This window comes from Paenibacillus silvestris (assembly GCF_009882985.1).
GTDB classification, from domain to species: Bacteria; Bacillota; Bacilli; order Paenibacillales; family NBRC-103111; genus Paenibacillus_E; species Paenibacillus_E silvestris.
The window spans coordinates 423,476-448,270 of the sequence record NZ_WTUZ01000040.1 but is presented as its reverse complement, the minus strand read 5'-3'; the positions used below and the strand labels follow the sequence as shown (position 1 = coordinate 448,270).

The following is a 24,795-nucleotide window of genomic DNA, read 5'->3' as shown; positions in this document are numbered from 1 at the left end:
ATGATCACGTTTAATAATTACACGGTTTTGCTGCTGCTGATTTCCGGATTGCTCGTCTTAGTTTTCGATGTGAAAATATATACCAAAGCCAACTTGTTGAGGGAGAAAAAAGGGGCACTAATTGCTGGATGGTTGAATATCTGTTTGGGGGTCCTTTCCTATATTGGATATCTGGTGTATGAGAAATGGTTCTGGAAATAAGAGAAGTAAATCGCCTTAATCGTCCAGCTAAAGAAGGGATACAGGATGTTGATGGAGAAGAATAATATGTTGCACATCTCTAAGAAAACCGGAGGGGGATTAGGAATGAAATACCGTCAACTAGGTGATACGGAACTTAGCATTAGTGAGGTTAGCTTTGGCACATGGGCCATCGGTGGGAGCTGGGGACTATCTAACGATGATGAAGCTATTAAAGGCTTGCACGTGGCTATGGAAGCAGGAGTTAACTTTTTTGATACAGCCGATGTTTATGGATCGGGGCATGCGGAAGAGCTGCTAGCTAAGGCAACTAAAGGAAAAGAAGATGACATTTACATAGCAACAAAGTTCTGCCGGGCTGGAGATATTTATGATGCGAAGACATATTCAGAGGAAACGGTTCGCGCGTATTGCGAGAATAGCTTGAGAAGATTGAATCGAGAACGTATCGATCTGTATCAAATTCACTGTCCGCCACTAGCCATCTTGAAGGATGGTCACGTGTTCGACGTGCTGGACAAGCTCAAAGCCGAAGGCAAAATTCGTCACTACGGCGTTAGTGTCGAGACGGTGGAGGAAGGCTTGTTCGCACTTAGTAAGCCTGGTGTTAAGGCTTTGCAAGTGATCTATAATATTTTCCGGCAAAAACCAGCCGAAGCCTTGTTTCCGCAGGCGAAAGCTTCAGGTGCAGGAATTCTGGTCAGACTTCCGTTAGCTAGCGGCCTGCTGACTGGGAAATTCACAGAAACAAGCACATTTGCAGCGGATGATCACCGGAATTTCAATGCCGACGGCGCACAATTCAACGTTGGCGAGACGTTTGCAGGGCTTCCATTTACGAAGGGAGTGGAACTAGCAAGGGAACTGGCATGGATCGCGGAAGGCCGCGGCAACATGGCGCAAGCATCTATGCGTTGGATTTTGGAGAACCCGAATATTACCTGTGTAATTCCGGGTTTCAAAAACGAACGGCAAGTTGCAGACAACCTTGGAACGGCTCAGACGCCATCCTTTAACGAGGAAGAACTTGCACGTCTTCGAAGCTTTTATGAAAATAAGGTGAAAGACTACATTCGGGGGCCTTATTAGAAGATGATGTTGCTATGATTGAATTTTTCAAAGATTTTATATTAAATATCTTCTTGATTTTCTCTCCGCTTGTTATTTATCCCTATTTGTACAAATCTCAAAGTCATAGCATGAAGTATCGGCTGTGGCTTTGCTTTTTTTTCACTTTAGCCATAGCGTTCGCGATGTCTTTTCCAGTAAATTTGAATGGTTTGATTTATGATTTTCGCTCTATCCCGCTGATTGTAGGCTCCTTATATGGTGGAATTTATGTTTCGATGTTCCTGTATGCCGCAATTATTGTTGTCCGTTATCTTCTCGGAAATCCAAATAATCTGATTTATGCGGTATCGTTACTTCCAACATTTATTTTTATCGTCTTGCTGCTACAAAGATATCGACAAATGAGTCTAATCAATAAAATGATTGCTGCCATCATTGTTTGTATCGCGGTTAAAATTGTAAGTTTTCTTATCTATTTAACGAGCGTAGGTAAGCTGGATCTTTTTACAACCAATCTAATGTCCTCATCTCAGACCTATATCTTGCAAAGTATCGTAATTGCCGTCTATATTTATCTGATTGAGTTCCAACAAAAGTACATTCATATGCAGGAAGAAGCCGTCCATGGCGAGAAAATGAGAATTGTCAGCGAGATGGCGGCTTCGGTCGCCCATGAAATCAGGAATCCGCTCACAGCGGTAAGAGGGTTTATTCAACTCATGGGAGTGCCTCATTTGGCCCCATCCAAGCTCAAATTTTATCAGGAAATCTCGCTTGAAGAGTTGGATCGGGCGCAAGTCATCATTAGTGATTACTTAGCTATTGCCAAGCCTGAGCCGGAGAAGGACGAACTAATTCCTCTGAAGGATGAAGTGCAGTACGTTTCTCAGGTGCTCTTAACGATTGCGAACTATAACGATGTCAAAATTGAGGTAACCCTGCAGGATGAGCAAATGTTTATCCATGGAGACCGGAATAAGCTGAGACAATCGCTGATCAATATTGGTAAAAATGCCATTGAGGCGATGTCGAAAAGCGGTGGCGTTTTAGAAATAGGGCTAAAAGAACAGTCGCATAAAATCCTTATAACGATGCGTGATAATGGGGTTGGCATGACGAAGGAACAAATTAGCCGGCTCGGTACGCCGTATTTCTCAACCAAAGAGAAAGGTACTGGCCTTGGTACAATGGTCTCATTCAGTCTTATTCGTGCTATGAAGGGGAAAATAACGATTACTAGTGAAGTAGGCAAGGGGACGGAATTTGAAATATCTTTTTCAGCGGACCCGCGCGGATTGTTATAAAAGATGATGAATAGCTTACTTGAGGAGCATGCCATTGGCAGCTCTTTTTTGTTTATATTCATTTTAAAATTGTCCCGTATAGTTAATCGAAAGATGACATAGGAGGCGAACCGAATGGGAAAAGAAAGCATACAAAGCCGGTTCATCAAAGCTGGATTACGATTCATACAAGTAAATGCGATATGGAAAAAGACAGGGGAAGCCCTGCGCATAGAAGTAGAAAACAGGCAGCGCAAAGAAAGTTATGAGCCGCCTAAGAATATGCTTAAAAAGTATGATTGTCACAAATATGAGGCGAATGGTCATGCTTATTATGTCGTGAGACCTTTAGAACAAGCTCACGGAAGCAAACATATCTTCTATCTCCATGGCGGTGGCAATGTGCTCAAAATCAGCTCGCTGCACTGGGAGTTTATTGCGTACTTGGTTGATAGGCTAGCTTGTACAGTCACGGTTCCCATGTATCCTCTTGCACCAGAGCATACGCACGAAGACGTATTTGAGATGCTTGTTCCTTTGTACCGAGAATTGAGTTCGGATGTGCAGGAACAAGATCTCGTCGTGATGGGAGATTCCGCTAGAGGCGGGATGAGCTTAGCTTTGGCTCAATTGCTTCGGGATCGTGGACTTAAGCAGCCAGGGAATATCATATTGATCTCGCCTTTACTCGATATGACGTTCAGTCATCCCATGATACGAATGATTGAGAAGCAAGATCCAATCTCAGCTACGCCGGCACTGCACGAGATTGCCAAGTGGTATGCAGGCGAAGAAAGTGTGAAGCACTATTTGGTTAGTCCAATTCACGGGAATTTCCATGACTTGGGAAGGATCAGCGTATATATCGGTACACATGATATCTTATATCCTGATGCGAATAAATTCAGTAAACTCGCTGGCATGCAGGGTATTCCTATGAATTATTATGAATACCCGTCCATGCTTCACGTGTGGCCGTTATTTCCTTGCCCGGAAGCAAAGAAAGCACGGGAGCAGATGATTCATACGATTGAGTCGACTTCATAATTCTTTAACAAATGCGCTTGACAGTTGTCTCGATTTGGATTGATAATAAAAACGACTAAGTAGTCATTTTAAAGAGAGAGAAAAAATAAGGAGGATTTCAATGACTAAACACCAAGATAATCTAGTTAAGTACGCGTCCTTGGCCATACAACTAGGAATTAATGTGCAGCCGGGACAGACACTAGTCATTTTCGCACCTCTAGTATCGGTAGATTTTGTACGCTTATTAGTAAAACGTGCTTATGAAATAGGGGCAAAGCTTGTGTATGTGGAATGGTTTGATAGTGAAATTACTCGTTTGAAATATGAATTAGCGCCATTTGAAGCACTACTTGAACACCCTATGTGGCAAGCAAAAGGCTATGAAGAACTAGCGAGCCAAAATGCTGCTTTCCTATATGTCTCCGCGAATAACCCTGATCTGATGAATGGGATCGATCCCAAGCGTCTCCAAACCGCAAGTCGAACGTCCAGCGCCGCAACAAAAGAGCTAACGATGGCAAGGTTAATGAACAAAGTCAGTTGGACGATCGTCGCAGTGCCATCGCCAGGCTGGGCGGATAAAGTGTTTCCACTTCTTCCGAAAGAGGAGCGGGTTGATGCGTTATGGAGCGCTATTTTCCAAGCAACGCGGGTCCAGAAAGAGAATCCGATCGAGGAATGGACAAATCACGCCAATACGTTATTGACGAAGTCTGATTTACTGACTCAGAAGCAATATAAAGCGCTGCATTACCGCGCGGAAGGTACAGACATTACTGTCGCACTACCTCAGGACCATTTATGGGTATCGGCTGGAAGCACAAATCAGCAGGGCGATAGCTTTATCGCCAATATGCCGACAGAAGAAGTATTTACTTCTCCATTAAGGTCTGGTGTAAATGGAACTGTTAGAAGCACGAAGCCGCTGAGTTATAACGGTGTGCTAATCGAGAATTTCTCGCTAACTTTTGAAGAAGGGAAAATTACTCATTTTCAAGCGGAAAAAGGAGAAGAGATGCTGCGAAGTCTCGTTGAAATGGATGAAGGATCTCATTATTTGGGGGAGATTGCGCTTGTTCCGCATCGCTCGCCGATCTCTGATATGAACCTTATTTTCTACAATACACTGTATGATGAAAATGCCTCCTGTCATTTTGCAATTGGCCGCGCATTCCCGTTCTGCTTGAAAGGTGGCGTGACGATGAGCGCTGATGAGCTGCTGAAGCGTGGGTTAAACGAAAGTTTGACGCATGTAGACTTTATGATGGGTTCGGCCGATATGGACATCGATGGAATTAAGATGAATGGCGAAATTGAGCCATTATTCCGCAGTGGGGATTGGGTAATTTAAAAGAAAACGGAGGAGCAGCATGTCACCGAAAGTTACGCAAGCCTACAAGGAAGAGAAGAAGGCGATCATTCTTGAGGGAGCGCTCCACTGTTTTACGGAAAAAGGCTTCCAGGCTACGACGATGGATGATATTGTTCGGCATTTGGGGATTAGCAAAGGCGCTATATACAGCTATTTTACCAGTAAGGAAGAGATGTATATCCAAATGGCTGATGATAAAATGAATGCCATGCTGGAGGATACGACAGAGCTTTTCAAAAGCATGCCAAGCGCCGCGGATCAAATTCGCTATATGTATAGCCGGTTTCGCGGCCAATCGCTGACAGAACTTCGTAAATGGATGGCCTTTCATTTGGAGTTCATGTTGTATGCTGCGCGCCAGCCTCAGCTAACGCTGAGATGGAATGAGTACGCTGACAAAGCTTTAGTTTTTATTAAGGGAATTATGGATGGCGGCAAACAAACTGGCGAATTTCGTGCGGATCTGGACTGCGCGGCTGCTTCTCGGTTATTCTGGTCAATTCGCGATGGCCTCGCGCTGCAGTACATGTTAAGTGGCGAAGAAGCCGACTATAAGCGCACAATTGACGATATGGAAAATATGGTTTTCCGCTATATCATGGGGTAACGCTTTGAACCGGTGGAGGGTTTCACATCTTTTGTCCGGCAGGTGCACATACAGCGACAAATTTGACGGTTTGCATTTTGCGAAGCTAGAACATATGAACCCGACGAATGAGTTTGGCATGGGGCGCATATGAATCGTAGGAGATGCAAAACGATGAAGTGGAGGGGGTACCCCATGTCTTTTTTTGACAAAGTCAAACAAGGTGCAACGGATGCCGCGAAGAAAGCTCAGCAAACTGTTGAGCTGACGAAGCTGAAAGCGCAAGTCTCTTCCAAAGAGAAAGAGATAGAGAAATTTTATAATCTCATTGGAGAGTCTGTGTACGGAGCCTATATGTCGGGAGATATAGCCCGCGCTGGTGAGATTGTAGAGAGATTCAGTCTTGGAATCGACGCGGTTAAGCAAGAGATTGCTGTTTTGGATCAAAAAATAATTGAGTTACGCAATGAGAAAGAATGCGTTTGCGGGAAAGTCGTTGTGGCCGACACGAAATTCTGTTCGGCGTGTGGCCATCAGTTCTAGGAGAGAGGAGACAGTCAGTTGACTGTCTTTTTTGTCGTTACGGTGCTGACTACATTACCTGTCAGCTACCTGCTGGAGGGAACTGCAACCGAGTTAGGTCGATTCTTTGTGAATAACGCCGATTACTCCAGCTAATTCTCCGTTCTGGACCGCTTTTCGCCAATTAGCTGGAATTTCTCCAGCTAAGGTGAGCGGATATAGCGGTTTCATGGCAGGGAGCGCCGATTTAGCAGGATTTTCCACTGTTATTTTGTTTCCCAGGCGGATGCAGCGCAGAATAACGGGAGATTTTCCCGCTAAAGCTTTCGCTGCGAGGAACGGTCGTTCGCTTCTCGAATAACCATTGTTCCCACTCAATTCACTGCTAACATGCAGGGAAATTTCGAGATATAGGGAATTAATGTAAAGGAATTAATATGATGCCGCAGGAGGAACCCATGCCTGATCCAATAATCGTTGTGCCCTACAGGGAAGAATGGGAGCTAGAGTTCCATACAGTTGGCCAAAGAATCCGCGACTCACTTGGCGATCTTGCGATTCGAATCGACCATATCGGCTCGACTTCCATCAGAGGGCTCGATGCAAAGCCAATCGTCGATATTCAAGTGACTGTGGAAGCATTGGAGCCAATTCATGCGTACAAGGAAGCATTCGAAGGAATCGGCTACATACACAGAGCTGACAACCCGGATAAAACGAAGAGATATTTTAGAGAAAAGCCAGATAGTCCAAGAACGCATATCCATGTGAGGGAACAGGGGAGTTGGTCATCACTTTTTCCCATCTTGTTCAGGGATTATATGCGGAGTCATCCGGATGATTGTCGTAGTTATGCTGAGCTCAAATACCAGTTAATGGACAAGTATAGACACGAAAGAGAGACGTATGTGGAAGCGAAAGAGCCGATGATCTGGGAGATTATGCGCAAGGCAAGCCATTGGAGCCAGACCACCGGATGGAAGCCACAGCCAAGCGACAGATAAAAGAAGGAGTCCTAAAATGTCCGATTATTACTGGGATAACAAAATTGACTACTTAAGAAATACTAGAGATTTGTATTACAACGATGATTATTTGGAGTTTCTAGTGAAGGCAGTTTGGAAAATTTCTCGCCCAGTGAACGTCATTGATTATGGTTGCGGCTACGGATATTTGGGGTTGAAGCTTTTACCGCTTTTACCTGAGGGATCAACGTATACGGGCATAGACAAAGGAACAGATTTAATCCATACAGCAAGGGAGATCTTCAGAGCCCGGCCTTATAAATCTGATTTTATCGTGTCCGATGTGGAAGAGATAGGTATCGAGAGAAAGTACGATCTAGCTGTTTGTCATGCGCTATTATTGCATCTGTCAGATGCAAAGAAGCTGCTCCAAAAGATGAGGGATAGCGTTTCGGATGAGGGGATGGTGATCTGCTTTGAGCCTCATTGGATTGCCAACATGTCTAACTACTGTATAGATGATACGGATCAAAGCCAAGTGATTCGATTGGGGATTTTGCAAAAACTATTTGAAAATGATTCCAAAAGCAACGGCAAAGACGGGAATATTGGGATTAAAATACCCGTGTGTCTAAGCCAATTAGGTTTGACGAACGTACAGTGCAGAGTAAGTGATAAAGTTAATTTTCTAGATCCCAGTGAGGATCTACTAAAGAATCAGCGACTGTATAGAGCTTTGAGAGAGGAAGGTATTGGCGAGTTTCCTGGAGATGAACGCAAGTTTATTGACAAATTAATGAACCGAGGATTAACGGAAGGCGAAGCACAGAGTCAATACGAGGCAGAGTTATCATTTTCAAAAATCTTCAATGAGAATTCCGTACTAACTTACGCTCCTAACATGAAGATTTCCTTTGGTACGGTGAAAAGTAGATGAACACAGAAAGTAAAAGGCTTTTTAGAAAACCGTTCATTGTAGGGGTTACCGGGTATTATTGATCTTGTGCAACAGTGCATTGATTTTCTGGCTATATACACTATGGCAAAGAATATTCCCATAAAATACCGTCTGCTAATCCAGGACAAGCATGTCAGAATTGTGCTGAAAAACAAAATGAAGAATTCTATTCGTAACCGTATTGACACAATGTAAGGGTATACATTACTATTTAAGAAAGCTCAGGAAAACGTTTGGGCAAGAATTTGGATCAAGGTTTTGGACAAAAAGGAGCTGTCACTATGCCTACACTTAAGGATATCGCTGATTTAGTGGGCGTCTCCATTTCAACCGCGTCGCGGGTCGTTAGGAATGATACAAGCAGGCATATCAATCCAGAGACGAGGGCCAAAGTATGGGAGGCCGTTCGTCAGCTCGATTATACGCCGAATGAGTCAGCACGCCATCTCGTGAATAAGCAGAAAACCGAGAAGAGACAGACCAAACAAATCGGCTGCATTATTCAAACAGCGCGACTGAATGACGATCATCCGTACTATTCGCCGATTATTACGGCCTTTACGAAAAAGATTCTGGAATCTGGCTATTCGTTAGCCTTCATACATACCTCAGGCGAGCTCGAGGACAACGCCTTGCTGCATCGCTGCATCCATGACATTCAAGTGGATGGCATCATCATCGTAGGTGAAGTTGGACCGACAATCCTTGACTATTTGCAAAAGGTAGAAGATCTGGCCTTGATTGGGATCTGCACCAATGGAACCGAGATTACGATGGTGGATTACGATCGAATCCACGCCGCCAAATCGGCTGTTGATCACCTTATTGCGCAGGGACACCGTTCCATCGGATTCGTCGGCGGGCCAGGACATACGGGAGAACTCAACAGTGAAGAGAGGTTCCAAGGCTACAAATTCGCGTTGTATGATGCGGGTATTCCCTTACACAAAGACTGGGTGATAGACACCCGCTGGGAAATTGACCGCAGTTATGAATATGTGAAAGAGCAATTGAAACGGTCAGATGGAGAGCGTCCAACGGCGATTTTTGCGGCAAGCGATCAATTGGCTATTCCAGCTATGCGCGCTGTGATCGAGAGCCAGCTGCGAATTCCAGAGGATATCGCGTTCATCTCGATGGATAATATTGATTTCGCACAATACACGACACCGCCGTTATCCTCGGTGCATGTGCCCAAAGTCGAGATCGGTATGACGGCCGCCGCAACCTTATTGGAAATGTTAAGAGGAGAGCAGCTGGCTTTATCCAAAGTACTGCTGCCACATAAAATTATTGTGAGAGAATCGTCCACATTCAATAGAAATTAATTTTTTTTGAGTTTTAGGATAACGCTATCCTGATTTTGGCCCCAAACATTTTACTACTTCAAGGAGGTGAAATCAGCTTTTACGGGTTCCAATTTTAGCAGGGTCATGATTCTTTCACAAAAATTAAAAAAGGGTGATTGCGAAATGGTAAAGAATGCAAAAAAGGTCGTCTGCTTAGCAATGTTGTCTTCAATGGTTGTGGTAAGTGCCTGCGGTAGTTCAACTTCATCTGATCCCGTCTCCTCTGGAACACCTGCAAGTGATGCCAAAGCAACAGCTGCCGCTAGTGGTGAAAAAGTAACGATTACCTACGGCGGTTGGGGGCTGGATACGATGACGGAGGTTATCAAAGCCTTCCAAGCCAGTCATCCGAACATTGAAGTAAAAGCAGAGAATACACCGTATAAGCAGTATTTCACCAAATTGGAAACAGCGGCACAAGGCGGAACGATGCCTGATGTGCTGTGGATGAACGGCCCGAATTTCATTAAGTACGCTGAGAATAAAATGTTATTGGATGTGTCCGAAAACATCAAAAAAGATCAAGTGGATCTCAAAAATTATCCAGCTTCACTCGTTTCCCTTTACAGCCTCGGCGGCAAAAACTATGGAATCCCGAAGGACTATGACACGATTGGATTGTGGTACAACAAGAAGCTGTTCGATGAAAAAGGTGTTGCTTATCCAGACAGCACCTGGGATTGGACGAAATTAACAGAAGCGGCTAAAAAGCTGACCGACTCTGGCAAAGGGATCTACGGCTTCGCTGCACCAATGATGAATCAAGAAGTTTACTATAATACGATTCTTCAAGCGGGTGGCAGTATTATCTCCGATGATCACAAAAAGTCGGGTTATGATCAGCCAGAAGCGATTGAGGGTTTGAAATTTTTGACAGATCTCATTCAAGTACATAAAGTCTCGCCTACATTGGCACAAATGACAGAAACAGCTCCTTCGGACTTGTTTACTTCCGGCAAGCTGGCGATGTACTTCGACGGTTCATGGGCAGCCTTCACTATTAATCAGAATGCGGACATGAAAAACATCGCTGATGTTGCACCGCTGCCAAAAGGGAAGAAGCAAGGTGTTGTCATTCACGGATTAGGTCACGTCATCTCCGCTAATTCGAAGCATCCGAAAGAGGCATGGGAATTCGTGAAATTCCTAGGTTCGAAAGAAGCAGCAGAGGTTGCGGCTAAGCAAGGCGGAGCAATTCCGGCTTTCAAAGGATCTGAAACTGCTTGGTTAGCGGCATTCCCGCAATACCACGCCAAAGCTTTCATCGATATGACAGAGTATGCTTCACCGTATCCGGTCTCCAAGAACACATCCGTTTGGACAACCTATGAAACTGAAATTTTGAAACATGCATGGACGGGAGATAAACCGGTAGCTGACGCAGCCAAAGAGCTCGGCGCCAAAATGAATCAAGCGCTAGCTGCAGAAAAATAAGCTTTCGGTAGGGAGGTTCGCTGACTAGCGAAGCGAATCTTCCTCCTCACTACACTCATGGGAGCGTGAGTACTCATGCGAATCAGCTCGAAACGCCGGTCCGATTGGATGTGGGCGTACATCATGATCACACCTTTAATGCTTGGTTTGCTCGTTTTCTACATTTGGCCCGTGTTTCAAACCTTTTATTTCTCTTTCACGGATTGGGGTTCATTCGGCAAGTATACTTGGTCTGGGATGGCGAATTATAAGCAGTTTTTCAAGGATAAGGACCTGCTTTATGCTTTTCGGAATACGGGAATCTACATCATAACGGCTGTCCCTGTCGGCATTATTTTATCCATAATATTAGCTGTTCTGCTGAATCAAAAGGTAAAGGGGTTATCGGTTTATAGAACCCTATACTTTCTACCTGTCGTCACGATGCCAGCAGCGGTTGCGATGGTGTGGAAGTGGCTGTACAATTCCGACTTCGGACTGATTAACTATGTGCTCAGCAAATTGTCCATTACTGGACCGCACTGGCTGACGGATCATCGCACGGCTTTATTATCTATCATTATCGTAGCCATCTGGAGTTCCATCGGCTCTCATATGATTATCTTTTTGTCTGGTCTTCAAGGCATTTCGGAGTCCTATTATGAAGCCGCATCGATCGATGGGGCAGGTTCGCTCACCAAATTTACACGAATTACGCTTCCTCTATTAACGCCGACGATTTTTTTCGTCATGGTCACGTCACTCATTGGTGCTTTCCAGGTATTTGATTACATTTATATGATGGTTGGCGAAATTGTGATGGAATCTACGCAGTCGATTGTTTTCTTGTACTACAAATACGGGTTTCTCAAAAATGCCAAGGGGTACGCCTCTTCTATTGCTGTCATGTTGTTCATCATTATCATGCTGATTACGTATATTCAAATGAAAATTCAGAAGAAATGGGTTCACTACGAATGAGAGGGGCGAGTGTATGAATACGAAATCGGTCAATCAGAAATCGCTTCGAATCGGCGGAATCCATCTTATCCTCATATTGGGTGCAATTATCATGGTTACGCCATTTATTTGGATGTTTCTTACATCGGTTAAAACCTTAGGTGAATCGACGGCAATTCCACCCGTTTTGCTGCCAAAAGCTGTTCAATGGAACAATTATGCGAAGGTTTTTGTCAACTTGCCGTTCTTTACATTCTATTGGAATACATTCCTAACAACTTTGATTAAGGTGATTGGCCAGCTAATCATCAGTTCGTTAGCCGCGTATGCTTTTGCTAGAATTGTTTTCCCAGGACGTCACTTTTTCTTCATCCTAATGTTGTCAGTGCTCATGGTACCTGGGCAAGTCTTTCTTATCCCGCAGTATATGATTATGAAGGATCTCGGCTGGTTGAACTCTTTGACAGCACTAATTGTACCCGGTCTATTCAGCGCTTTCGGGACGTTCTTGCTGCGCCAATTTTTCATGACCTTGCCCAATGAATTGGAAGAAGCTGCGAAGCTGGATGGCTGCAATCAGTTCCGCATTTATTGGCAAATTATGATGCCGCTAGCGAAATCCGGGATGATTGCGTTGGCCATTTTTACGATGCTGTGGTCATGGAACGACCTGATGTGGCCGCTGATCGTCAATTCCTCGCCGGATAAAATGGTGCTTTCCGCAGGTATCGCATTCCTGGAAGGAGAGCACAAAACGAATTACACGATTATTATGGCAGGTTCCATGATGGCGATTTTGCCAATGATCATTATTTTCTTTGTTTTCCAACGTTCTTTTATTCAAGGGATTGCATTCACAGGAAGCAAGTCTTAAAGTTTGGCATATAGTAATCTATCATGACATGTACATACGAAATCACAGGAGATGAGTATTTGATGCAAAAAGTTACGGCCATCCTGCTCGGCGCAGGTGATCGAGGGGCGCAAGCATACGCGCCGTATGCGCTTAATTACCCGCATGAACTACAAATTGTAGCCGTTGCTGAGCCCAATGCGGAGCGTCGCGCTGCTTTTACTTCCGCACACCAAATTGCGCCGCAAAATGCTGTTGAGAATTGGGAGCAGCTGCTTGCACAGCCGAAGCTTGCTGATATCGCCATCATTTGTACACAGGATCAAATGCACTATCACCCAACGTTACAAGCGCTGGAGCTTGGCTATCACGTTTTGCTGGAGAAACCGATGTCTCCAAGTCCGGAAGAGTGTGTGGAAATGGAGCTTATGGCTAAGAAGCACAACAGGCTGCTAACCATTTGCCATGTTCTGCGTTATACGGCCTTCTGGACGGCAATGAAACGGGTCATTACTGAAGGCAAAATCGGGCAAATCGTCAATATTCAGCTGAATGAGAATGTAGGTAACATGCATATGGCACACAGCTTTGTACGCGGCAATTGGAATAATTCCGATAAATCTTCTCCGATGATATTGGCCAAATCCTGCCATGACATGGATATTCTCTCCTATATTATGGGAGAGCCATGCCAGCGTATCAGTTCCTTCGGGTCGCTGATGCATTTCAAAGAAGAGAATGCACCTACCGGTGCGCCTGCACGCTGCTTGGATGGCTGCCCAGCTGAAGCGAGCTGTCAGTACTATGCACCCAAGTATTATTTGGGCGCAGGTCGACGTTGGGCGCGTAAATTTACAACAGATACGAGCAATGAAGGCATCGTTGAGGCACTAAGAACGACGCCATACGGGAAGTGTGTGTATCGCAGCGACAATAATGTTGTTGACCACCAAGTGGTCAATATGGAATTCGCGAGCGGTGCGACTGCGATGTTCAGCATGTGCGGATTTACCCGGGACAATACGCGAATTCTGCAAATCATGGGCACGAAAGGCGATCTTCGAGGCAATATGGAAGAGAATGAATTTACCATTCATGATTTTGTGACGAATGAGAAAACAACCGTGCGTGTGCATGCATCTGAAGAAGGGCACAACGGGGGAGATGCGGGCATTGTGCGCAGCTTCTTGAGCGAAGTCAGAACATATAACGGCGGAGAAAGCAGCTCTTCTGCAGCGGTTTCCGTGCGCAGCCATCTCATGTCATTCGCAGCGGAAGAATCCCGCTTGAATGGCGGCAAGCCAATTGCGATTGAGGAGTTTTATAATCGACTTCTTTCCGTATAGACAAAAATGCAAGCGGCCAGAGAGACTGGCTGCTTGCATTTTTTTAGGAAGACGGATAGTAAATGAGCGTCTTATACACAGCCTTGTGATCAGACAAATTCGTATACGTGTGAGGACGATCTGCTGTGAAATGAATCGCGTCGCCAGGCTGAAGAATGTAGCCTTCTTGCGCGATAGAGATTTGCAGTTTTCCTTCGACCATTAGAATATACTCTTCGACACCCTCGTTATGCGGTTCTGAGGCATGGGTGCAGCCTTGCTCCATTTCGACCGTGTAGATTTCAAAGTTCTTTTGCGGATGAAACGGGAAGAGGGGATAGGCACGATATTGCCCGTCTTCCTCATCGAAGGAAGAAAGATCTTCGGAACGGACAACCGTGATCTTCGGTTCATCATCCTCAATCAAGCTCGTGAAGGAGATCTGTAGTCCGCTCACAATTTTCCATAAAACAGAGATGGTGGGGTTAGAATCTCCCCGCTCAATCTGCCCTAGCATCGCCTTGCTGACACCTGTCAATTCTGCAACCTGATCTAAGCTTAAACCTCTTGTTTTGCGTATGTTCAGCAGCTTTCTGCCTACCATTTTGTGTATCGGCTCCTGCATTCAAGTGACTCCTTTTATTCAACTTTTGTCCGTAAAAATCGCCTATTTACAATATAACATACATTCGTGTACTATGGTATATATAGACAGTAAAACGCACGTATGTGTATTATATTGCATATTTGTCCTAGGAGGAATTTAGATGGGTGCAACGATGATAGGGTTGGTTAAAGAACACCGAGGCCCCGGTGCTACACTGAAAGAAGTTCCCGTCCCAACGGTAGGTGAAGATGAAGTTCTCGTTCACATTAAGGCGACTTCCATCTGCGGAACGGACTTGCACATATACAATTGGGATGCTTGGGCTGATAAAACGGTGCTGACTCCGAACGTGTTTGGGCATGAGTTTGCAGGAATTGTCGTCGATATCGGAGACCGCGTACGAGGCGTTAAGATCGGAGATCATGTTTCGGCAGAGGGACATATGATTTGTGGTACCTGTAAGGCTTGCCGGACCGGGAATGGGCATGTGTGCCCGAATACCAAGAGTTTTGGAATTACCGCACCAGGTTGTTTTGCCGAATATGCGGTGGTGAAAGCAAGTAATATTATTCATAATGCGCCAGATTTGCCGTTCGAAATCGCTTGTTTGCAAGACCCTTTAGGCAATGCTGTTCAAACCGTTTTGTCAGGCGACATTGTGGGTAAAACAGTTGCGATTATCGGTGTAGGACCGATTGGCTTGCTTGCGATTAAGGTAGCAAAAGCTTGTGGGGCTGGAGCGATTTATGCGGTAGATATTAATCCAAACCGTCTAAAGATGGCTTTGCAAATGGGGGCAGATGTGACGATTAACGCGATGGAAGCGCGTACATCAGATGAGCTGCGCAGACTGACGGACGGCGAAGGCGTTGAAGTTGTGCTTGAAATGTCTGGAAATCCAATGGCGATTGCTGACGCATTTGAAGCAGCGGCCAATGCGGGCAGAGTATCCTTGCTCGGTATTCCCACGAAAGAAGTAAGTTTGGACGTTACGAATCATATTATTTTTAAAGGCTTAAAGGTAGAAGGCATCACGGGTCGTAAAATGTACCAAACCTGGTACCAAATGAAAGGTTTATTGAACCAACATCGGGTCGATCTTGCATCCGTTATTACCCACAGATTCACATTGGATCAGTACGAGGAAGCGTTCCGTTTGATGCATGAAGGGCAGTGCGGAAAAATCGTGTTTACTCATTAAAATAATGGCTTGGAGGGCAAAGATGAATTACTTAAACGATTTGGCGGCAGATATTGAAGGCTGGAAGCGCGATGGACGTTACCGTACGATAAAAGTATGGGAAAGCGGCTCTGATACATGGATGAATCTGAACGGGCGCAAAATTCTCCAGATGTCCTCCAATAATTACTTAGGATTAACCCATCATCCCAAGTTGAAGCAAGCAGCGATTGCTGCTATCGAGAAATACGGTGTCGGCAGCGGGTCCGTGCGTACCATTACGGGGACGCTCGATATCCACGAGCAGCTGGAGCTGGAGCTGGCTGCCTTCAAAGGCACGGAAGCGGCACTCGTGTTTCAATCGGGTTTTACAACGAATCAAGGCGCATTATCTTCCATTCTTGGTGCAGACGACGTGGTGATTAGCGATGAATTGAACCATGCGAGTATTATTGATGGCATTCGATTGACGAAGGCGAGTAGGAGGATTTTCGCGCATAAAGATATGAATCAGCTCGAAGCCGTGCTGAAAGAAACCCAAAAGCACCGCAAACGCGTTGTTGTTACGGATGGTGTATTTAGCATGGATGGCGATATTGCGCCGCTGCCTGAGATTGTTCAATTGGCGGAAGCTTATGATGCCATCGTGTATGTCGATGACGCGCATGCGAGCGGCGTATTAGGGAAGAACGGCAAAGGCTCAACCGATCATTTTGGACTGCATGGACGTGTGCACATTCAGATCGGCACACTCTCCAAAGCGATTGGCGCCGTTGGCGGTTATGTAGCCGGTGCGCAATTGCTGAAGGAACATTTGATTCATACGGCACGGCCGTTCTTGTTCAGTACTTCGCAGCCGCCAGCTGTAGCTGCTACTTGCTTGGCGGCGATTCAAGTGCTGCGCGATAGCGGAGACTTGGTAACCAAACTATGGGAGAACGCGAATGGGTTCCGTAGTGAATTGAAGGGTTTGGGCTTCGACACAGGAGCAAGTGAAACGCCGATTATTCCAATCATTATTGGTGATCCTGCGCTAACCATGCGTTTCTCGGATCGCTTGCTGGAAGAAGGCGTCTTCGCGCAAGGAATTGTCTACCCAACCGTGGCCATGGACAAAGGACGTGTACGCCTGATTGTAACAGCGCAGCATACGAGTGAAGATTTGGCGTTTGCTTTGAACAGCCTGCAGAAGGTTGGCAGAGAGTTTGGCTTGTTGTAAGGAACTTCTGCGCTGAGGAAACAAACCGCGTTTGGTCATTTCATAGCTGTAATTCAAAGTGCCGCGTTGATCGCGGCATTTTTTTTTGAGGGCGTCAGTGGACAAGATAATTCATTCATTTCGGTGCAATAGAATGATTATTAAGACAAATAGAGGGAACAACGGGTAGCACGAAGAACTGTACTAGATAGATTACTTCCTTGGTAATCAATAATGGAGGATGCACCGATGGCCATTATAGAGCAGACGATCTTCAATTCAGTTGGAAACAAGATTATGACTAAGGATAAAGAGATTCTTATCGTCGGCAAAATGGTTGAACCGCTTATTTTGATATTGGACAATGTATTAAGCTTTGCAGAATGTGATGCGTTGATTGACTTGGCTAGTAACAGAATGAAGCGAGCTAAAATCGGAGGTTCTCACGTAGTAAGCGATATTAGAACAAGCAGCAACATGTTTTTTGAGGAAAGCGAAAATGAAATGATTGCAACAATTGAGACCAGAGTTTCAGAACTGATGAATATACCGATTTCACATGCGGAACCGCTGCAAATTTTACACTATAAAACGGGGGAACAGTATCATCCTCATTTCGACTATTTTACATCCGAAAATGTAGTAAATAATCGCATCAGCACACTTGTGATGTATTTAAATGACATGGCAATAGGAGGTGAAACGTTTTTCCCTTCGCTTGGATTGGCTGTATCGCCGAAAAAAGGCAGTGCTGTTTATTTTGAATATTTTTATAACGATACTCGCTTAAATGAACTAACCTTACATGCAGGAAATCCGGTAGAAGTCGGAGAAAAATGGGTAGCTACCCAGTGGATGAGAAGACAAAGACATCGCGATATGTAAAGAATGAGGGAGGAGTTTGCAGCGATGCAGCTCCTCTTTTTCATGAAACGGACAGATTAGTTATTATGATAATGGGAAAAATGGAAAATGAGGAATGGGCTTGAGGCACTTTTCGGAATGACATCATTATTTATTTTAGGAGGAATAACATGGAAGTCTTTCAAGAATATTTAGATCGTATGGATAGCCCTGATCACCGTAACCGAACTGAAGAGATTTTGGCGTGGGTTGCCAATACATTCCCGAATTTGGTCCCGCTAATCAAGTGGAATACGCCAATGTTTTCCGATCACGGTACCTATATCATCGGATTTTCCACGGCGAAGCAGCATTTAAGCGTTTCACCCGAAGAAGCAGGCATAGCGCACTTTGCCGACGACATTGCACGAGCTGGCTACAGCGCTACCAAAGGCTTGTTTCGAATTCCGTGGAATGAGCCGGTAAATTACGAATTACTTGAGAAAATGATCGAGTTTAATAGGTTGGATAAGGTACAATGTTCAACTTTCTGGAGATAAAGATGATAAGCCAAAACAACCGGCCCAGAGATTGGGTCGGTTGTTTTCGTTATTTGTTTTTTTGTAATGACGCTAGTTTCACTTGTTATACACAATAGGTGGCCCTACGACGCTAACTTCATATTTAATTGCTAGTTCAATAATTTCTTCCATGGTCTTGCCTGGAATTTCCTTGAAGATGAGTTCATCGCCCGAAGGTGTGAACATAATAGACATGTGTAGATGTGAGTCGCCGATATTTAAAAATGCATGAGGTGTACCTCTTGGAACGACAAGGACATCGCCTGAACCTGCATTGAATTCTTTGCCATCAATGTGGAAACGCGCTTCGCCTTCAAGGATGCGGAAAATTTCGTCGGCCTTATGATGAATGGCGATGGGACCATTTCCTTTGTTGGGGGCCATGCGAAGATCGAACACAGAATACTCGTTATTCACGTCTTTACCGTTAACGCGATAAGCAACTTGTTCCCCCGGGAGTACGTCGAACCATGCCATTTCTTCTTGGCTATGATGGATTCCTTGGCGATTCGTTGGTTGATGACTTGTCATGTTGAGTTCTCCTGTCGTAACACTAAAATTATATATTCTATAAATAGATTATATATAAAGGCTAACATTGCATTCATGACTTGTCAAATATTCAATTGCAAAGATCTAAATCGTTCAAAATTTACTTCGTGCAAAACAAAACTAAATTCGCCGTTCAGATCGTCCAGTTTTAATCTTCTATCGCAAGTTAAAATGAACAAATTTGGCGGAATAGAAATTCAGTTACATCTATATAATTAGTCGATAGTTACAATTTGTAACATAACCGACGAGGAGTGATTGGATTGAGCAAGTTCCGCAAGCAGGCATTTATTTTCTTTATTCTTAGTGTGTTGGTGCTCACATTCAGCGTAGTTCCAGCAGCTGCCGAAAGTGATGACTATGATATTTACCTGAAACTAGATGGCATTACAGGGGACTCGACAGCAAGAGGGTATGAGAAGTGGATCAAGCTGAATGATTTTTCATTCGAGGTGGAAAATAAGGCGACAATTAGCTCTGGAAGCGGATCTGGAGCAGGCAAAGCTGCAGCGCAACCCATATCTATTAACAAAAATTTTGACGTTTCTTCCGTTCCCATATTTCTAAGCACAACTATGGGGAAAGCGATAGAAAAAGGTCAAATTGCTTTTGTGAAAAACACAGGGACTGAAAAGCAAGCTGCCCTCACTATCGATTTGGAAAGAATCTTCATCAGCAATTTTAGCCTATACGATACGCATGAGAGCCTTGAGCTAAGTTATGGAGCTATTACTTTTAAATACAATGCTGTTGGCCCCGATGGCAAAACAAGTACGTTTACGGGCGGTTGGGACTTTACGAAAAATCAGAAAAAATAAGAGCGTAATGTTAAGTTTTGTGGGTATGGTGAGGGCTGACTTGAGAGGACTGAAAAGCCCTTTTGAGCAGCCCTATTTTTCATAATAGCAGCAGGTTTAAGTAAACTGTACTTCTCATCCTCATGTCGATATAATTGGAATTATTTCTCAGGTGCGAGGAGGTACAAGCGTTTATGTTTATGGAAGAGGAGGTAATCATATACTTGAGAGCGGGTTTCTTGATTGTTATGCTACCCGTGATGGCGGTCGTCTTATTCTTAATGATGAAATTTAAGAGGATGGGTTATGGATGGTTTTTGATCCATTTGGTTTTGTTCTCGATTGGTGCACTTTGGTGGATACGGTTGCTTGAAACCAGAGCTTTTACCAGTTCTATTTATAATTCTCTCATGATAGCGATGATTGGCATGTTATGGCTGATTAGCATGATTTTTTTTGTAAAAGGATTGTTGTCACTACGTAATAAGGGGGAGCGCGTGTGATTAAATCGATGAAAATAGGGATTGTCACGATCGTGGTAGCCTTGCTAAGCTCAGCTTGCTCGGAAAAGCTCAATTCTACGAACAAGACGAAGCCGGTGGATAGTCAGACAAAAGCAGGCAATGCCTATACCATACTTGCGGAAAAGCTGCATACACCCTGGTCGATTCAGTTCGATGAGGATACGATTTATGTGAGTGAGCGCGAAGGACATATTGTCAAAATAAGTAAGGGTGCTGTCACACGTCAAAAGGTGAAGCTCAATAAACCGCTAAAAATTCAGGGAGAGGGCGGGTTTCTTGGTATTCAATTGGCTCCCGATTTTCATGAATCGCATCAAGCTTACGCTTATCATACCTATGAAGAGGGCGGCAAAACGCTTAATCGAGTCGTCGTTCTGCAGGAGAAAAACGGTGGTTGGGAAGAACTCAAATCGTACCTGGAAGGCATCCCGGGAGGACATATCCACAATGGGGGCAGGCTTGCGATCGGTCCAGATAACATGCTATACATGACAACTGGCGACTCGGGGGTAGACAAGCTTGCGCAAGATGTGAAAAGTAACGCGGGCAAAATACTGCGCATGACACTGGATGGTAAGGTGCCTTCGGATAATCCGTTTGCAAAGTCTTATGTTTATTCTTACGGTCATCGAAACTCGCAAGGTCTTGCGTGGGACAAGCAAGGACGCATGTATAGCTCTGAACACGGCCCTTCAGGAGACCCTGGCGGACATGATGAGATCAATCTCATAGAAAAAGGCAAAAATTACGGATGGCCAGTCATTATCGGAACCGAGAAAAAGGAAGGCATGGTAAATCCACTATATCAAACGGGAGATACCGCCATTGCTCCGTCGGGGATTGCAGTAGACCCAGAGGGGCAACTACTTACTGCAACCTTAATTGGCAAAAAGCTATATAGGTTCAATCCCGAGACCAAGCAACTAGCTGCCATGCTGGAAGGTGAAGGCAGACTGCGTGATGTTAAGCTTCATAACGGGGAAATTTATGTGTTAACAAACAACACGGACGGTAGAGGAAATCCTTCAGCGAATGACGATCGTCTTCTGTTGCTAAAGTAATAAAGAAAAAGCGAAAAACCTAATCCACACAGCTGCTGCCGCTGTACGGATTAGGTTTTTTTGTGGAATCTTAGATGGTCGTTTTCTTGAAAACGAGTACCGCATTATGACCGCCGAACCCGAAGGAGCTAGATAAGCCGTAATTGAGCTCTGCCTTTCTGGCCACGAGCGGTACATAATCAAGATCACACGCTGGATCTGGATTCTCCAAGTTTATGGTAGGAGGGATCATGCCGTCTTGCAACGTTCGGATCAGCGCAACTGCTTCTACACCGCCGGCTGCGCCGAGCATGTGTCCAATCATAGATTTGTTCGCGGTGATCGGGACGTTATATGCGCGGTCGCCAAGCAGCCGCTTAATGGCACGCGTCTCCGACAAATCACCAGCAGGCGTGCTGGTCGCATGCGCGTTGATTGTGTCGAGCTCCTCCGGCGCTAGGCCAGCATCGGCGAGTGCATCGCGCATGGCGCGGTAGGCACCTGCGCCTTCAGGATCGGTCGCCACGATGTGGTAGGCGTCCGACGTTGAGCCATAGCCGACGATCTCGGCATGGATGCGGGCACCGCGGCGCTCGGCATGCTCGAGCGACTCCAGCACGAGCACGCCGGCGCCTTCGGCGGCGACGAAACCGTCGCGCTGCGCATCGAACGGGCGGCTCGCCTGTGCCGGCGCATCGTTACGCGTCGACAAGGCCGTCGCATTGCCGAAGCCCGCCAGCGCGAGATCGGTGATCGTCGCTTCGGCGCCACCGGCAATGACAGCGTCTGCGCCTCCGCGCTGGATTAGCTTAAAGGCCTCGCCAATGGCGTTGTTGCCAGTTGCGCAGGCTGTTACCGGCGCAAGGGAAGGGCCTTTGGCGCCGAACAGAATGCTGACCTGCGCGGCTGCCATGTTGGCGATCATCATGGGTACGACTGTCGGACTGACACGACTGGGTCCACGGGACAGCAGGGTCCGGTAGTTGTCCAAGATGGTATGAATCCCACCAATACCAGAGCCAATGTAGACACCAACACGTTCCTCATTCGTTGCGTCAATGGTGAGGTTAGCATCTTCCACGGCTTGCTTAGCTGCAGCAACGGCAAATTGGGTATAACGATCCATACGACGGACTTCCCGTCGCCCGACGGCTGCTTCCGCATCGAAATCACGCACGACACCAGCGATGCTCGTTTTATATTCGGATATATCCATATGATCGATTGTTGAAATACCAGACGTTCCAGCTACGAGGTTATTCCAAAAGCTGTCTACCTGATTGCCAATTGGCGTAATTACGCCCATCCCTGTCACAACTACACGCTTCATAGATAACGCCTCCTTGGATATCTTTCATAACTTGCTATTAGTACCTGATATCAATAGAATGTCACACTTGTTATCCTATTACAAGTTATCGTTTATACTGGTATAATAACTTCTATGCTGAGATGTGAAGGGGGAAAATAAAGTGAATACGAAGGAACGGCTGCAAGCACTTTCCGCGTTTTTGACCACGCATAGGGCGAAACTGAAGCCTAGTGATGCTGGACTTCTAGGCGGCAGCCGAAGACGAACGCCTGGCCTCCGCCGGGAAGAAGTGGCGGCAATTGCTGGTGTGAGCACGACCTGGTATACCTGGTTAGAGCAGGGGAGAGAAATCAAAATGTCGGTGCAGGTGCTGGACCGAATTGCGATTGCCTTGCAGCTGAATGAGGATGAGCGGCAATATTTATTCATGCTGGCTCTTGAGCAGCCCGCACCAACGACAATTGTTGATCAAGCGCCTACCGTTTCTCCTTCTTTAAGTCGCATTTTGGTGGAGCTTCATGATTGCCCCACCATTATTTCGGATCGCAGATGCAATATTGTGGGTTGGAATCAAGCGGCGGCAGCGGTGTTCCTGGATTTTGCGCTGATTCCGCTTGAAGAGCGTAATCTTATTTGGCTGCTTTTTACAAGGAAAGAATTAAAAGCTCTGGCTGTTAATTGGCGCGACTTTGCGATGGGCTTCTTGGCCATGTTCCGCTCCTATTATGGGCAATATCTGGGGGACAATTGGTATAGCGAATTTATTGAGCGCATCAGCGGTGTGAATCAGGATTTTCGGACATTTTGGAACCAAAGTGACGTGAGCAGCGCTCCGGAAGTGTTCATCGAATTTCGTCATGCAAAGGTAGGCAAGCTTTTATTTGACTTAACAACATTGCAGGTGCAAGGCCGAGCTGATCTGAGATGCAGTGTGTACACGGCGTCGCCTGGTTCGGATACTGATTCTAAAGTAAAGCTGTTAATGAGCAAAATTTAGAGCATGGGAATGATGAGGGATATGAAGCTGTCGTTTAGACTAATGGATGAGAATGACTACGACTTTTGGATGGATATGCACTATGAATCGATTCACATCTTGGAGAACAAACCGGCTAAGCTGGAATTGTTGAATGATCCTAATCTTAAGAAATATCATGAGGATTGGGGCAGGCAAGGGGATAGGGCTTTATTAGCTTTGGTGGACGATGTGCCCGTAGGGGCAGGTTGGTATAGGTTGTTTGATGAGTCAAATCGAGGGTATGGGTTTGTTGATCATGAGACTCCGGAGTTAGGGATTGCTGTAATGCCGGCGTATCGAGGTCAGGGAGTTGGCGTTAAGCTGATGCAGGCGTTGATCCAACAAGCACAGAAAGATGGCTTCTCCTCATTATCTTTAAGTGTTGATCTGAGTAATCAAGCCGCTGTGCGTATGTATGAGAAGCTCGGATTTGTGTATTGTGGCATGTCGGGGACCTCTTGGACGATGAAGTTGGTTTGAATTTGATATTGGCTGATGAGGAGAAATTCCATTTATTGCTCCCTATAGCGTGCTATTGCGCGATTTTGCGGTAGTATTTCCCGTTAATCTGAAGGGGAGCACCCCAAAGTTCATAAAAAGGAGCTGTCTCTAGGTCATAAAATGACTTTTGGGACAGCTCCTCTTAATCAGCTCAATCTACGAATGAGATAACTTTTTATCCTCACGTTCCAGTGCTTTCTGCTGCTCTTTGGTGAAGGTACAACGAAGTTTGGCTAAACCCGTATGTTCGTTGACGTAGATGATTCTAACAATGCCATGGATTGATTTCAGTTGTTTAGTCCATTCTCTTGGATCGAACATGAACATCAACTCCTTTTGAAAACGCTTTATTCTATAATTCATCTTATGTGCGTGGGACAAGTTTCATGCCTGAGGTATGGAAATGCTAAAAAAGTGGCATTCTGGATAGTAATGACATGATTGTACGGTGGGTGAAAATGTTGAAAGTTGAAAAAGGTCAATCTGCACTATGTTCGTATTGTGAGGAATCAGCCACATTTCGGATCGGCAACGACGAGTACGCGCTGCATGCTTGTGATCGTCACGAAGATTCTGCGTACAACGAGTTCGATTTCGTGAGCGGGGAGGACTCGTGGCGAATCATTTCAATAGCGTCGCACGGCTTTCCTGAGCAGGTCATCATTTAAACAGGAGGGATTCCCATTCGTTTATATCATTTGAGCTACATTCTTTTTTTTAGCGCTGTACTGCTTGCAGGCATTATCGGAATCGCT

The 24,795-nt window shown here is 45.3% G+C and carries 28 protein-coding genes; 24 read left to right on the top strand and 4 right to left on the bottom strand.

Annotated features, from left to right (window positions below; genetic code table 11):
- The 14 genes from GQF01_RS34005 (at position 1) to GQF01_RS33940 (ending at position 13,908) form a co-directional block, all read left to right on the top strand.
- Positions 1–201 carry a CLC_0170 family protein gene (locus GQF01_RS34005; protein WP_161411756.1) on the top strand — a complete coding sequence of 67 codons (201 nt, stop codon included), beginning with the start codon at positions 1–3 and terminating at the stop codon, positions 199–201.
- A 105-nt stretch (positions 202–306) separates the two neighbouring features.
- Entirely contained in the window at positions 307–1,290 is a 984-nt protein-coding gene (locus GQF01_RS34000; RefSeq protein WP_161411755.1) for an aldo/keto reductase, read from the top strand.
- A gap of 14 nt (positions 1,291–1,304) precedes the next feature.
- Positions 1,305–2,576 (top strand): ATP-binding protein, encoded by a 1,272-nt coding sequence (locus GQF01_RS33995; protein WP_161411754.1) that lies wholly within the window; start codon positions 1,305–1,307, stop codon positions 2,574–2,576.
- A 114-nt stretch (positions 2,577–2,690) separates the two neighbouring features.
- Positions 2,691–3,602 carry an alpha/beta hydrolase fold domain-containing protein gene (locus GQF01_RS33990; protein ID WP_161411753.1) on the top strand — a complete coding sequence of 304 codons (912 nt, stop codon included), beginning with the start codon at positions 2,691–2,693 and terminating at the stop codon, positions 3,600–3,602.
- Positions 3,603–3,702: 100 nt separating this feature from the next.
- Positions 3,703–4,935 carry an aminopeptidase gene (locus GQF01_RS33985; RefSeq protein ID WP_161411752.1) on the top strand — a complete coding sequence of 411 codons (1,233 nt, stop codon included), beginning with the start codon at positions 3,703–3,705 and terminating at the stop codon, positions 4,933–4,935.
- Positions 4,936–4,954: 19 nt separating this feature from the next.
- Positions 4,955–5,563 (top strand): TetR/AcrR family transcriptional regulator, encoded by a 609-nt coding sequence (locus tag GQF01_RS33980; protein ID WP_161411751.1) that lies wholly within the window; start codon positions 4,955–4,957, stop codon positions 5,561–5,563.
- Positions 5,564–5,737: 174 nt separating this feature from the next.
- A complete protein-coding gene (locus GQF01_RS33975) occupies positions 5,738–6,085 on the top strand; it encodes a hypothetical protein (protein WP_161411750.1) in 348 nt (115 codons plus the stop codon).
- Between the two features lie 437 nt (positions 6,086–6,522).
- Positions 6,523–7,068: a GrpB family protein gene (locus GQF01_RS33970; RefSeq protein ID WP_161411749.1), complete on the top strand. Its 546-nt coding sequence runs from the start codon at positions 6,523–6,525 to the stop codon at positions 7,066–7,068.
- A 16-nt stretch (positions 7,069–7,084) separates the two neighbouring features.
- A complete protein-coding gene (locus GQF01_RS33965; RefSeq protein ID WP_161411748.1) occupies positions 7,085–7,966 on the top strand; it encodes a methyltransferase in 882 nt (293 codons plus the stop codon).
- A gap of 302 nt (positions 7,967–8,268) precedes the next feature.
- Positions 8,269–9,315 (top strand): LacI family DNA-binding transcriptional regulator, encoded by a 1,047-nt coding sequence (locus tag GQF01_RS33960; RefSeq protein WP_161411747.1) that lies wholly within the window; start codon positions 8,269–8,271, stop codon positions 9,313–9,315.
- A 144-nt stretch (positions 9,316–9,459) separates the two neighbouring features.
- Positions 9,460–10,770, top strand: a complete 1,311-nt coding sequence (locus GQF01_RS33955; protein WP_161411746.1) for an ABC transporter substrate-binding protein — start codon at positions 9,460–9,462, stop codon at positions 10,768–10,770.
- A gap of 75 nt (positions 10,771–10,845) precedes the next feature.
- Positions 10,846–11,730: a carbohydrate ABC transporter permease gene (locus tag GQF01_RS33950; protein WP_161411745.1), complete on the top strand. Its 885-nt coding sequence runs from the start codon at positions 10,846–10,848 to the stop codon at positions 11,728–11,730.
- A 13-nt stretch (positions 11,731–11,743) separates the two neighbouring features.
- Entirely contained in the window at positions 11,744–12,583 is an 840-nt protein-coding gene (locus GQF01_RS33945; RefSeq protein WP_161411744.1) for a carbohydrate ABC transporter permease, read from the top strand.
- Positions 12,584–12,645: 62 nt separating this feature from the next.
- Positions 12,646–13,908 (top strand): Gfo/Idh/MocA family protein, encoded by a 1,263-nt coding sequence (locus GQF01_RS33940; RefSeq protein ID WP_161411743.1) that lies wholly within the window; start codon positions 12,646–12,648, stop codon positions 13,906–13,908.
- Between the two features lie 43 nt (positions 13,909–13,951).
- On the opposite strand, the gene GQF01_RS33935 is transcribed toward GQF01_RS33940, so the two are convergent.
- Positions 13,952–14,512 carry a helix-turn-helix domain-containing protein gene (locus tag GQF01_RS33935; RefSeq protein WP_161411742.1) on the bottom strand — a complete coding sequence of 187 codons (561 nt, stop codon included), beginning with the start codon at positions 14,510–14,512 and terminating at the stop codon, positions 13,952–13,954.
- 142 nt (positions 14,513–14,654) lie between these two features.
- On the opposite strand from GQF01_RS33935, the gene tdh reads away from it, so the two are divergent.
- From tdh to GQF01_RS33915, 4 genes are all read left to right on the top strand, one after another.
- Positions 14,655–15,695, top strand: coding sequence for an L-threonine 3-dehydrogenase (gene tdh / locus GQF01_RS33930; protein WP_161411741.1), 1,041 nt, complete (start codon positions 14,655–14,657; stop codon positions 15,693–15,695).
- A 22-nt stretch (positions 15,696–15,717) separates the two neighbouring features.
- Positions 15,718–16,893, top strand: a complete 1,176-nt coding sequence (locus tag GQF01_RS33925; protein ID WP_161411740.1) for a glycine C-acetyltransferase — start codon at positions 15,718–15,720, stop codon at positions 16,891–16,893.
- Between the two features lie 228 nt (positions 16,894–17,121).
- Positions 17,122–17,757, top strand: coding sequence for a 2OG-Fe(II) oxygenase (locus GQF01_RS33920; protein ID WP_161411739.1), 636 nt, complete (start codon positions 17,122–17,124; stop codon positions 17,755–17,757).
- A 149-nt stretch (positions 17,758–17,906) separates the two neighbouring features.
- Positions 17,907–18,275, top strand: a complete 369-nt coding sequence (locus tag GQF01_RS33915) for an iron chaperone (protein ID WP_161411738.1) — start codon at positions 17,907–17,909, stop codon at positions 18,273–18,275.
- A gap of 78 nt (positions 18,276–18,353) precedes the next feature.
- Here GQF01_RS33915 and GQF01_RS33910 read toward each other — a convergent pair whose 3' ends face one another.
- On the bottom strand, positions 18,354–18,827 hold the full coding sequence (locus tag GQF01_RS33910; protein WP_161411737.1) for a cupin domain-containing protein: 474 nt from the start codon (positions 18,825–18,827) through the stop codon (positions 18,354–18,356).
- A gap of 284 nt (positions 18,828–19,111) precedes the next feature.
- On the opposite strand from GQF01_RS33910, the gene GQF01_RS33905 reads away from it, so the two are divergent.
- The 3 genes from GQF01_RS33905 to GQF01_RS33895 all read left to right on the top strand — a co-directional run bounded on the left by GQF01_RS33905 (position 19,112) and on the right by GQF01_RS33895 (position 21,230).
- The gene (locus tag GQF01_RS33905; RefSeq protein ID WP_161411735.1) at positions 19,112–19,666 is read left to right on the top strand and encodes an Hcp family type VI secretion system effector; all 555 of its coding nucleotides are present in this window, start codon (positions 19,112–19,114) and stop codon (positions 19,664–19,666) included.
- Between the two features lie 173 nt (positions 19,667–19,839).
- A complete protein-coding gene (locus GQF01_RS33900) occupies positions 19,840–20,148 on the top strand; it encodes a hypothetical protein (RefSeq protein ID WP_161411733.1) in 309 nt (102 codons plus the stop codon).
- Complete coding sequence (locus tag GQF01_RS33895) at positions 20,145–21,230, top strand: PQQ-dependent sugar dehydrogenase (RefSeq protein WP_328803589.1); 1,086 nt, start codon at positions 20,145–20,147, stop codon at positions 21,228–21,230. The genes GQF01_RS33900 and GQF01_RS33895 overlap by 4 nt, the downstream gene beginning before the upstream one ends.
- A 70-nt stretch (positions 21,231–21,300) precedes the next feature.
- Here GQF01_RS33895 and fabF read toward each other — a convergent pair whose 3' ends face one another.
- Entirely contained in the window at positions 21,301–22,539 is a 1,239-nt protein-coding gene (gene fabF / locus GQF01_RS33890) for a beta-ketoacyl-ACP synthase II (protein WP_161411731.1), read from the bottom strand.
- 142 nt (positions 22,540–22,681) lie between these two features.
- Between fabF and GQF01_RS33885 the strand changes: the two genes are divergently transcribed.
- A complete protein-coding gene (locus GQF01_RS33885; RefSeq protein WP_161411729.1) occupies positions 22,682–23,518 on the top strand; it encodes a helix-turn-helix transcriptional regulator in 837 nt (278 codons plus the stop codon).
- A gap of 42 nt (positions 23,519–23,560) precedes the next feature.
- The gene (locus GQF01_RS33880) at positions 23,561–24,019 is read left to right on the top strand and encodes a GNAT family N-acetyltransferase (RefSeq protein ID WP_235960797.1); all 459 of its coding nucleotides are present in this window, start codon (positions 23,561–23,563) and stop codon (positions 24,017–24,019) included.
- A gap of 177 nt (positions 24,020–24,196) precedes the next feature.
- Here GQF01_RS33880 and GQF01_RS33875 read toward each other — a convergent pair whose 3' ends face one another.
- On the bottom strand, positions 24,197–24,361 hold the full coding sequence (locus tag GQF01_RS33875) for a hypothetical protein (RefSeq protein WP_161411725.1): 165 nt from the start codon (positions 24,359–24,361) through the stop codon (positions 24,197–24,199).
- Positions 24,362–24,477: 116 nt separating this feature from the next.
- Between GQF01_RS33875 and GQF01_RS33870 the strand changes: the two genes are divergently transcribed.
- Positions 24,478–24,708: a hypothetical protein gene (locus GQF01_RS33870; protein WP_161411723.1), complete on the top strand. Its 231-nt coding sequence runs from the start codon at positions 24,478–24,480 to the stop codon at positions 24,706–24,708.
- The last annotated feature ends 87 nt before the right edge of the window (positions 24,709–24,795 follow it).

Excerpts from the sequence above, each read along its gene's own strand:
- GQF01_RS33925 (WP_161411740.1), top strand. The coding sequence starts at position 15,718 with ATGAATTACTTAAACGATTTGGCGGCAGATATTGAAGGCTGGAAGCGC.
- GQF01_RS33970 (WP_161411749.1), top strand. The coding sequence starts at position 6,523 with ATGCCTGATCCAATAATCGTTGTGCCCTACAGGGAAGAATGGGAGCTA.
- GQF01_RS34000 (WP_161411755.1), top strand. The coding sequence starts at position 307 with ATGAAATACCGTCAACTAGGTGATACGGAACTTAGCATTAGTGAGGTT.
- GQF01_RS33880 (WP_235960797.1), top strand. The coding sequence starts at position 23,561 with ATGGATGAGAATGACTACGACTTTTGGATGGATATGCACTATGAATCG.
- GQF01_RS33995 (WP_161411754.1), top strand. The coding sequence starts at position 1,305 with ATGATTGAATTTTTCAAAGATTTTATATTAAATATCTTCTTGATTTTC.
- GQF01_RS33875 (WP_161411725.1), bottom strand. The coding sequence starts at position 24,361 with ATGTTCGATCCAAGAGAATGGACTAAACAACTGAAATCAATCCATGGC.
- GQF01_RS33920 (WP_161411739.1), top strand. The coding sequence starts at position 17,122 with ATGGCCATTATAGAGCAGACGATCTTCAATTCAGTTGGAAACAAGATT.
- GQF01_RS33870 (WP_161411723.1), top strand. The coding sequence starts at position 24,478 with ATGATTGTACGGTGGGTGAAAATGTTGAAAGTTGAAAAAGGTCAATCT.
- GQF01_RS33965 (WP_161411748.1), top strand. The coding sequence starts at position 7,085 with ATGTCCGATTATTACTGGGATAACAAAATTGACTACTTAAGAAATACT.
- GQF01_RS33910 (WP_161411737.1), bottom strand. The coding sequence starts at position 18,827 with ATGACAAGTCATCAACCAACGAATCGCCAAGGAATCCATCATAGCCAA.
- GQF01_RS33960 (WP_161411747.1), top strand. The coding sequence starts at position 8,269 with ATGCCTACACTTAAGGATATCGCTGATTTAGTGGGCGTCTCCATTTCA.
- GQF01_RS33955 (WP_161411746.1), top strand. The coding sequence starts at position 9,460 with ATGGTAAAGAATGCAAAAAAGGTCGTCTGCTTAGCAATGTTGTCTTCA.
- GQF01_RS33950 (WP_161411745.1), top strand. The coding sequence starts at position 10,846 with ATGCGAATCAGCTCGAAACGCCGGTCCGATTGGATGTGGGCGTACATC.
- GQF01_RS33975 (WP_161411750.1), top strand. The coding sequence starts at position 5,738 with ATGTCTTTTTTTGACAAAGTCAAACAAGGTGCAACGGATGCCGCGAAG.
- GQF01_RS33980 (WP_161411751.1), top strand. The coding sequence starts at position 4,955 with ATGTCACCGAAAGTTACGCAAGCCTACAAGGAAGAGAAGAAGGCGATC.
- GQF01_RS33900 (WP_161411733.1), top strand. The coding sequence starts at position 19,840 with ATGTTTATGGAAGAGGAGGTAATCATATACTTGAGAGCGGGTTTCTTG.
- fabF (WP_161411731.1), bottom strand. The coding sequence starts at position 22,539 with ATGAAGCGTGTAGTTGTGACAGGGATGGGCGTAATTACGCCAATTGGC.
- GQF01_RS33945 (WP_161411744.1), top strand. The coding sequence starts at position 11,744 with ATGAATACGAAATCGGTCAATCAGAAATCGCTTCGAATCGGCGGAATC.
- tdh (WP_161411741.1), top strand. The coding sequence starts at position 14,655 with ATGGGTGCAACGATGATAGGGTTGGTTAAAGAACACCGAGGCCCCGGT.
- GQF01_RS33935 (WP_161411742.1), bottom strand. The coding sequence starts at position 14,512 with ATGCAGGAGCCGATACACAAAATGGTAGGCAGAAAGCTGCTGAACATA.
- GQF01_RS33990 (WP_161411753.1), top strand. The coding sequence starts at position 2,691 with ATGGGAAAAGAAAGCATACAAAGCCGGTTCATCAAAGCTGGATTACGA.
- GQF01_RS34005 (WP_161411756.1), top strand. The coding sequence starts at position 1 with ATGATCACGTTTAATAATTACACGGTTTTGCTGCTGCTGATTTCCGGA.
- GQF01_RS33985 (WP_161411752.1), top strand. The coding sequence starts at position 3,703 with ATGACTAAACACCAAGATAATCTAGTTAAGTACGCGTCCTTGGCCATA.
- GQF01_RS33915 (WP_161411738.1), top strand. The coding sequence starts at position 17,907 with ATGGAAGTCTTTCAAGAATATTTAGATCGTATGGATAGCCCTGATCAC.
- GQF01_RS33940 (WP_161411743.1), top strand. The coding sequence starts at position 12,646 with ATGCAAAAAGTTACGGCCATCCTGCTCGGCGCAGGTGATCGAGGGGCG.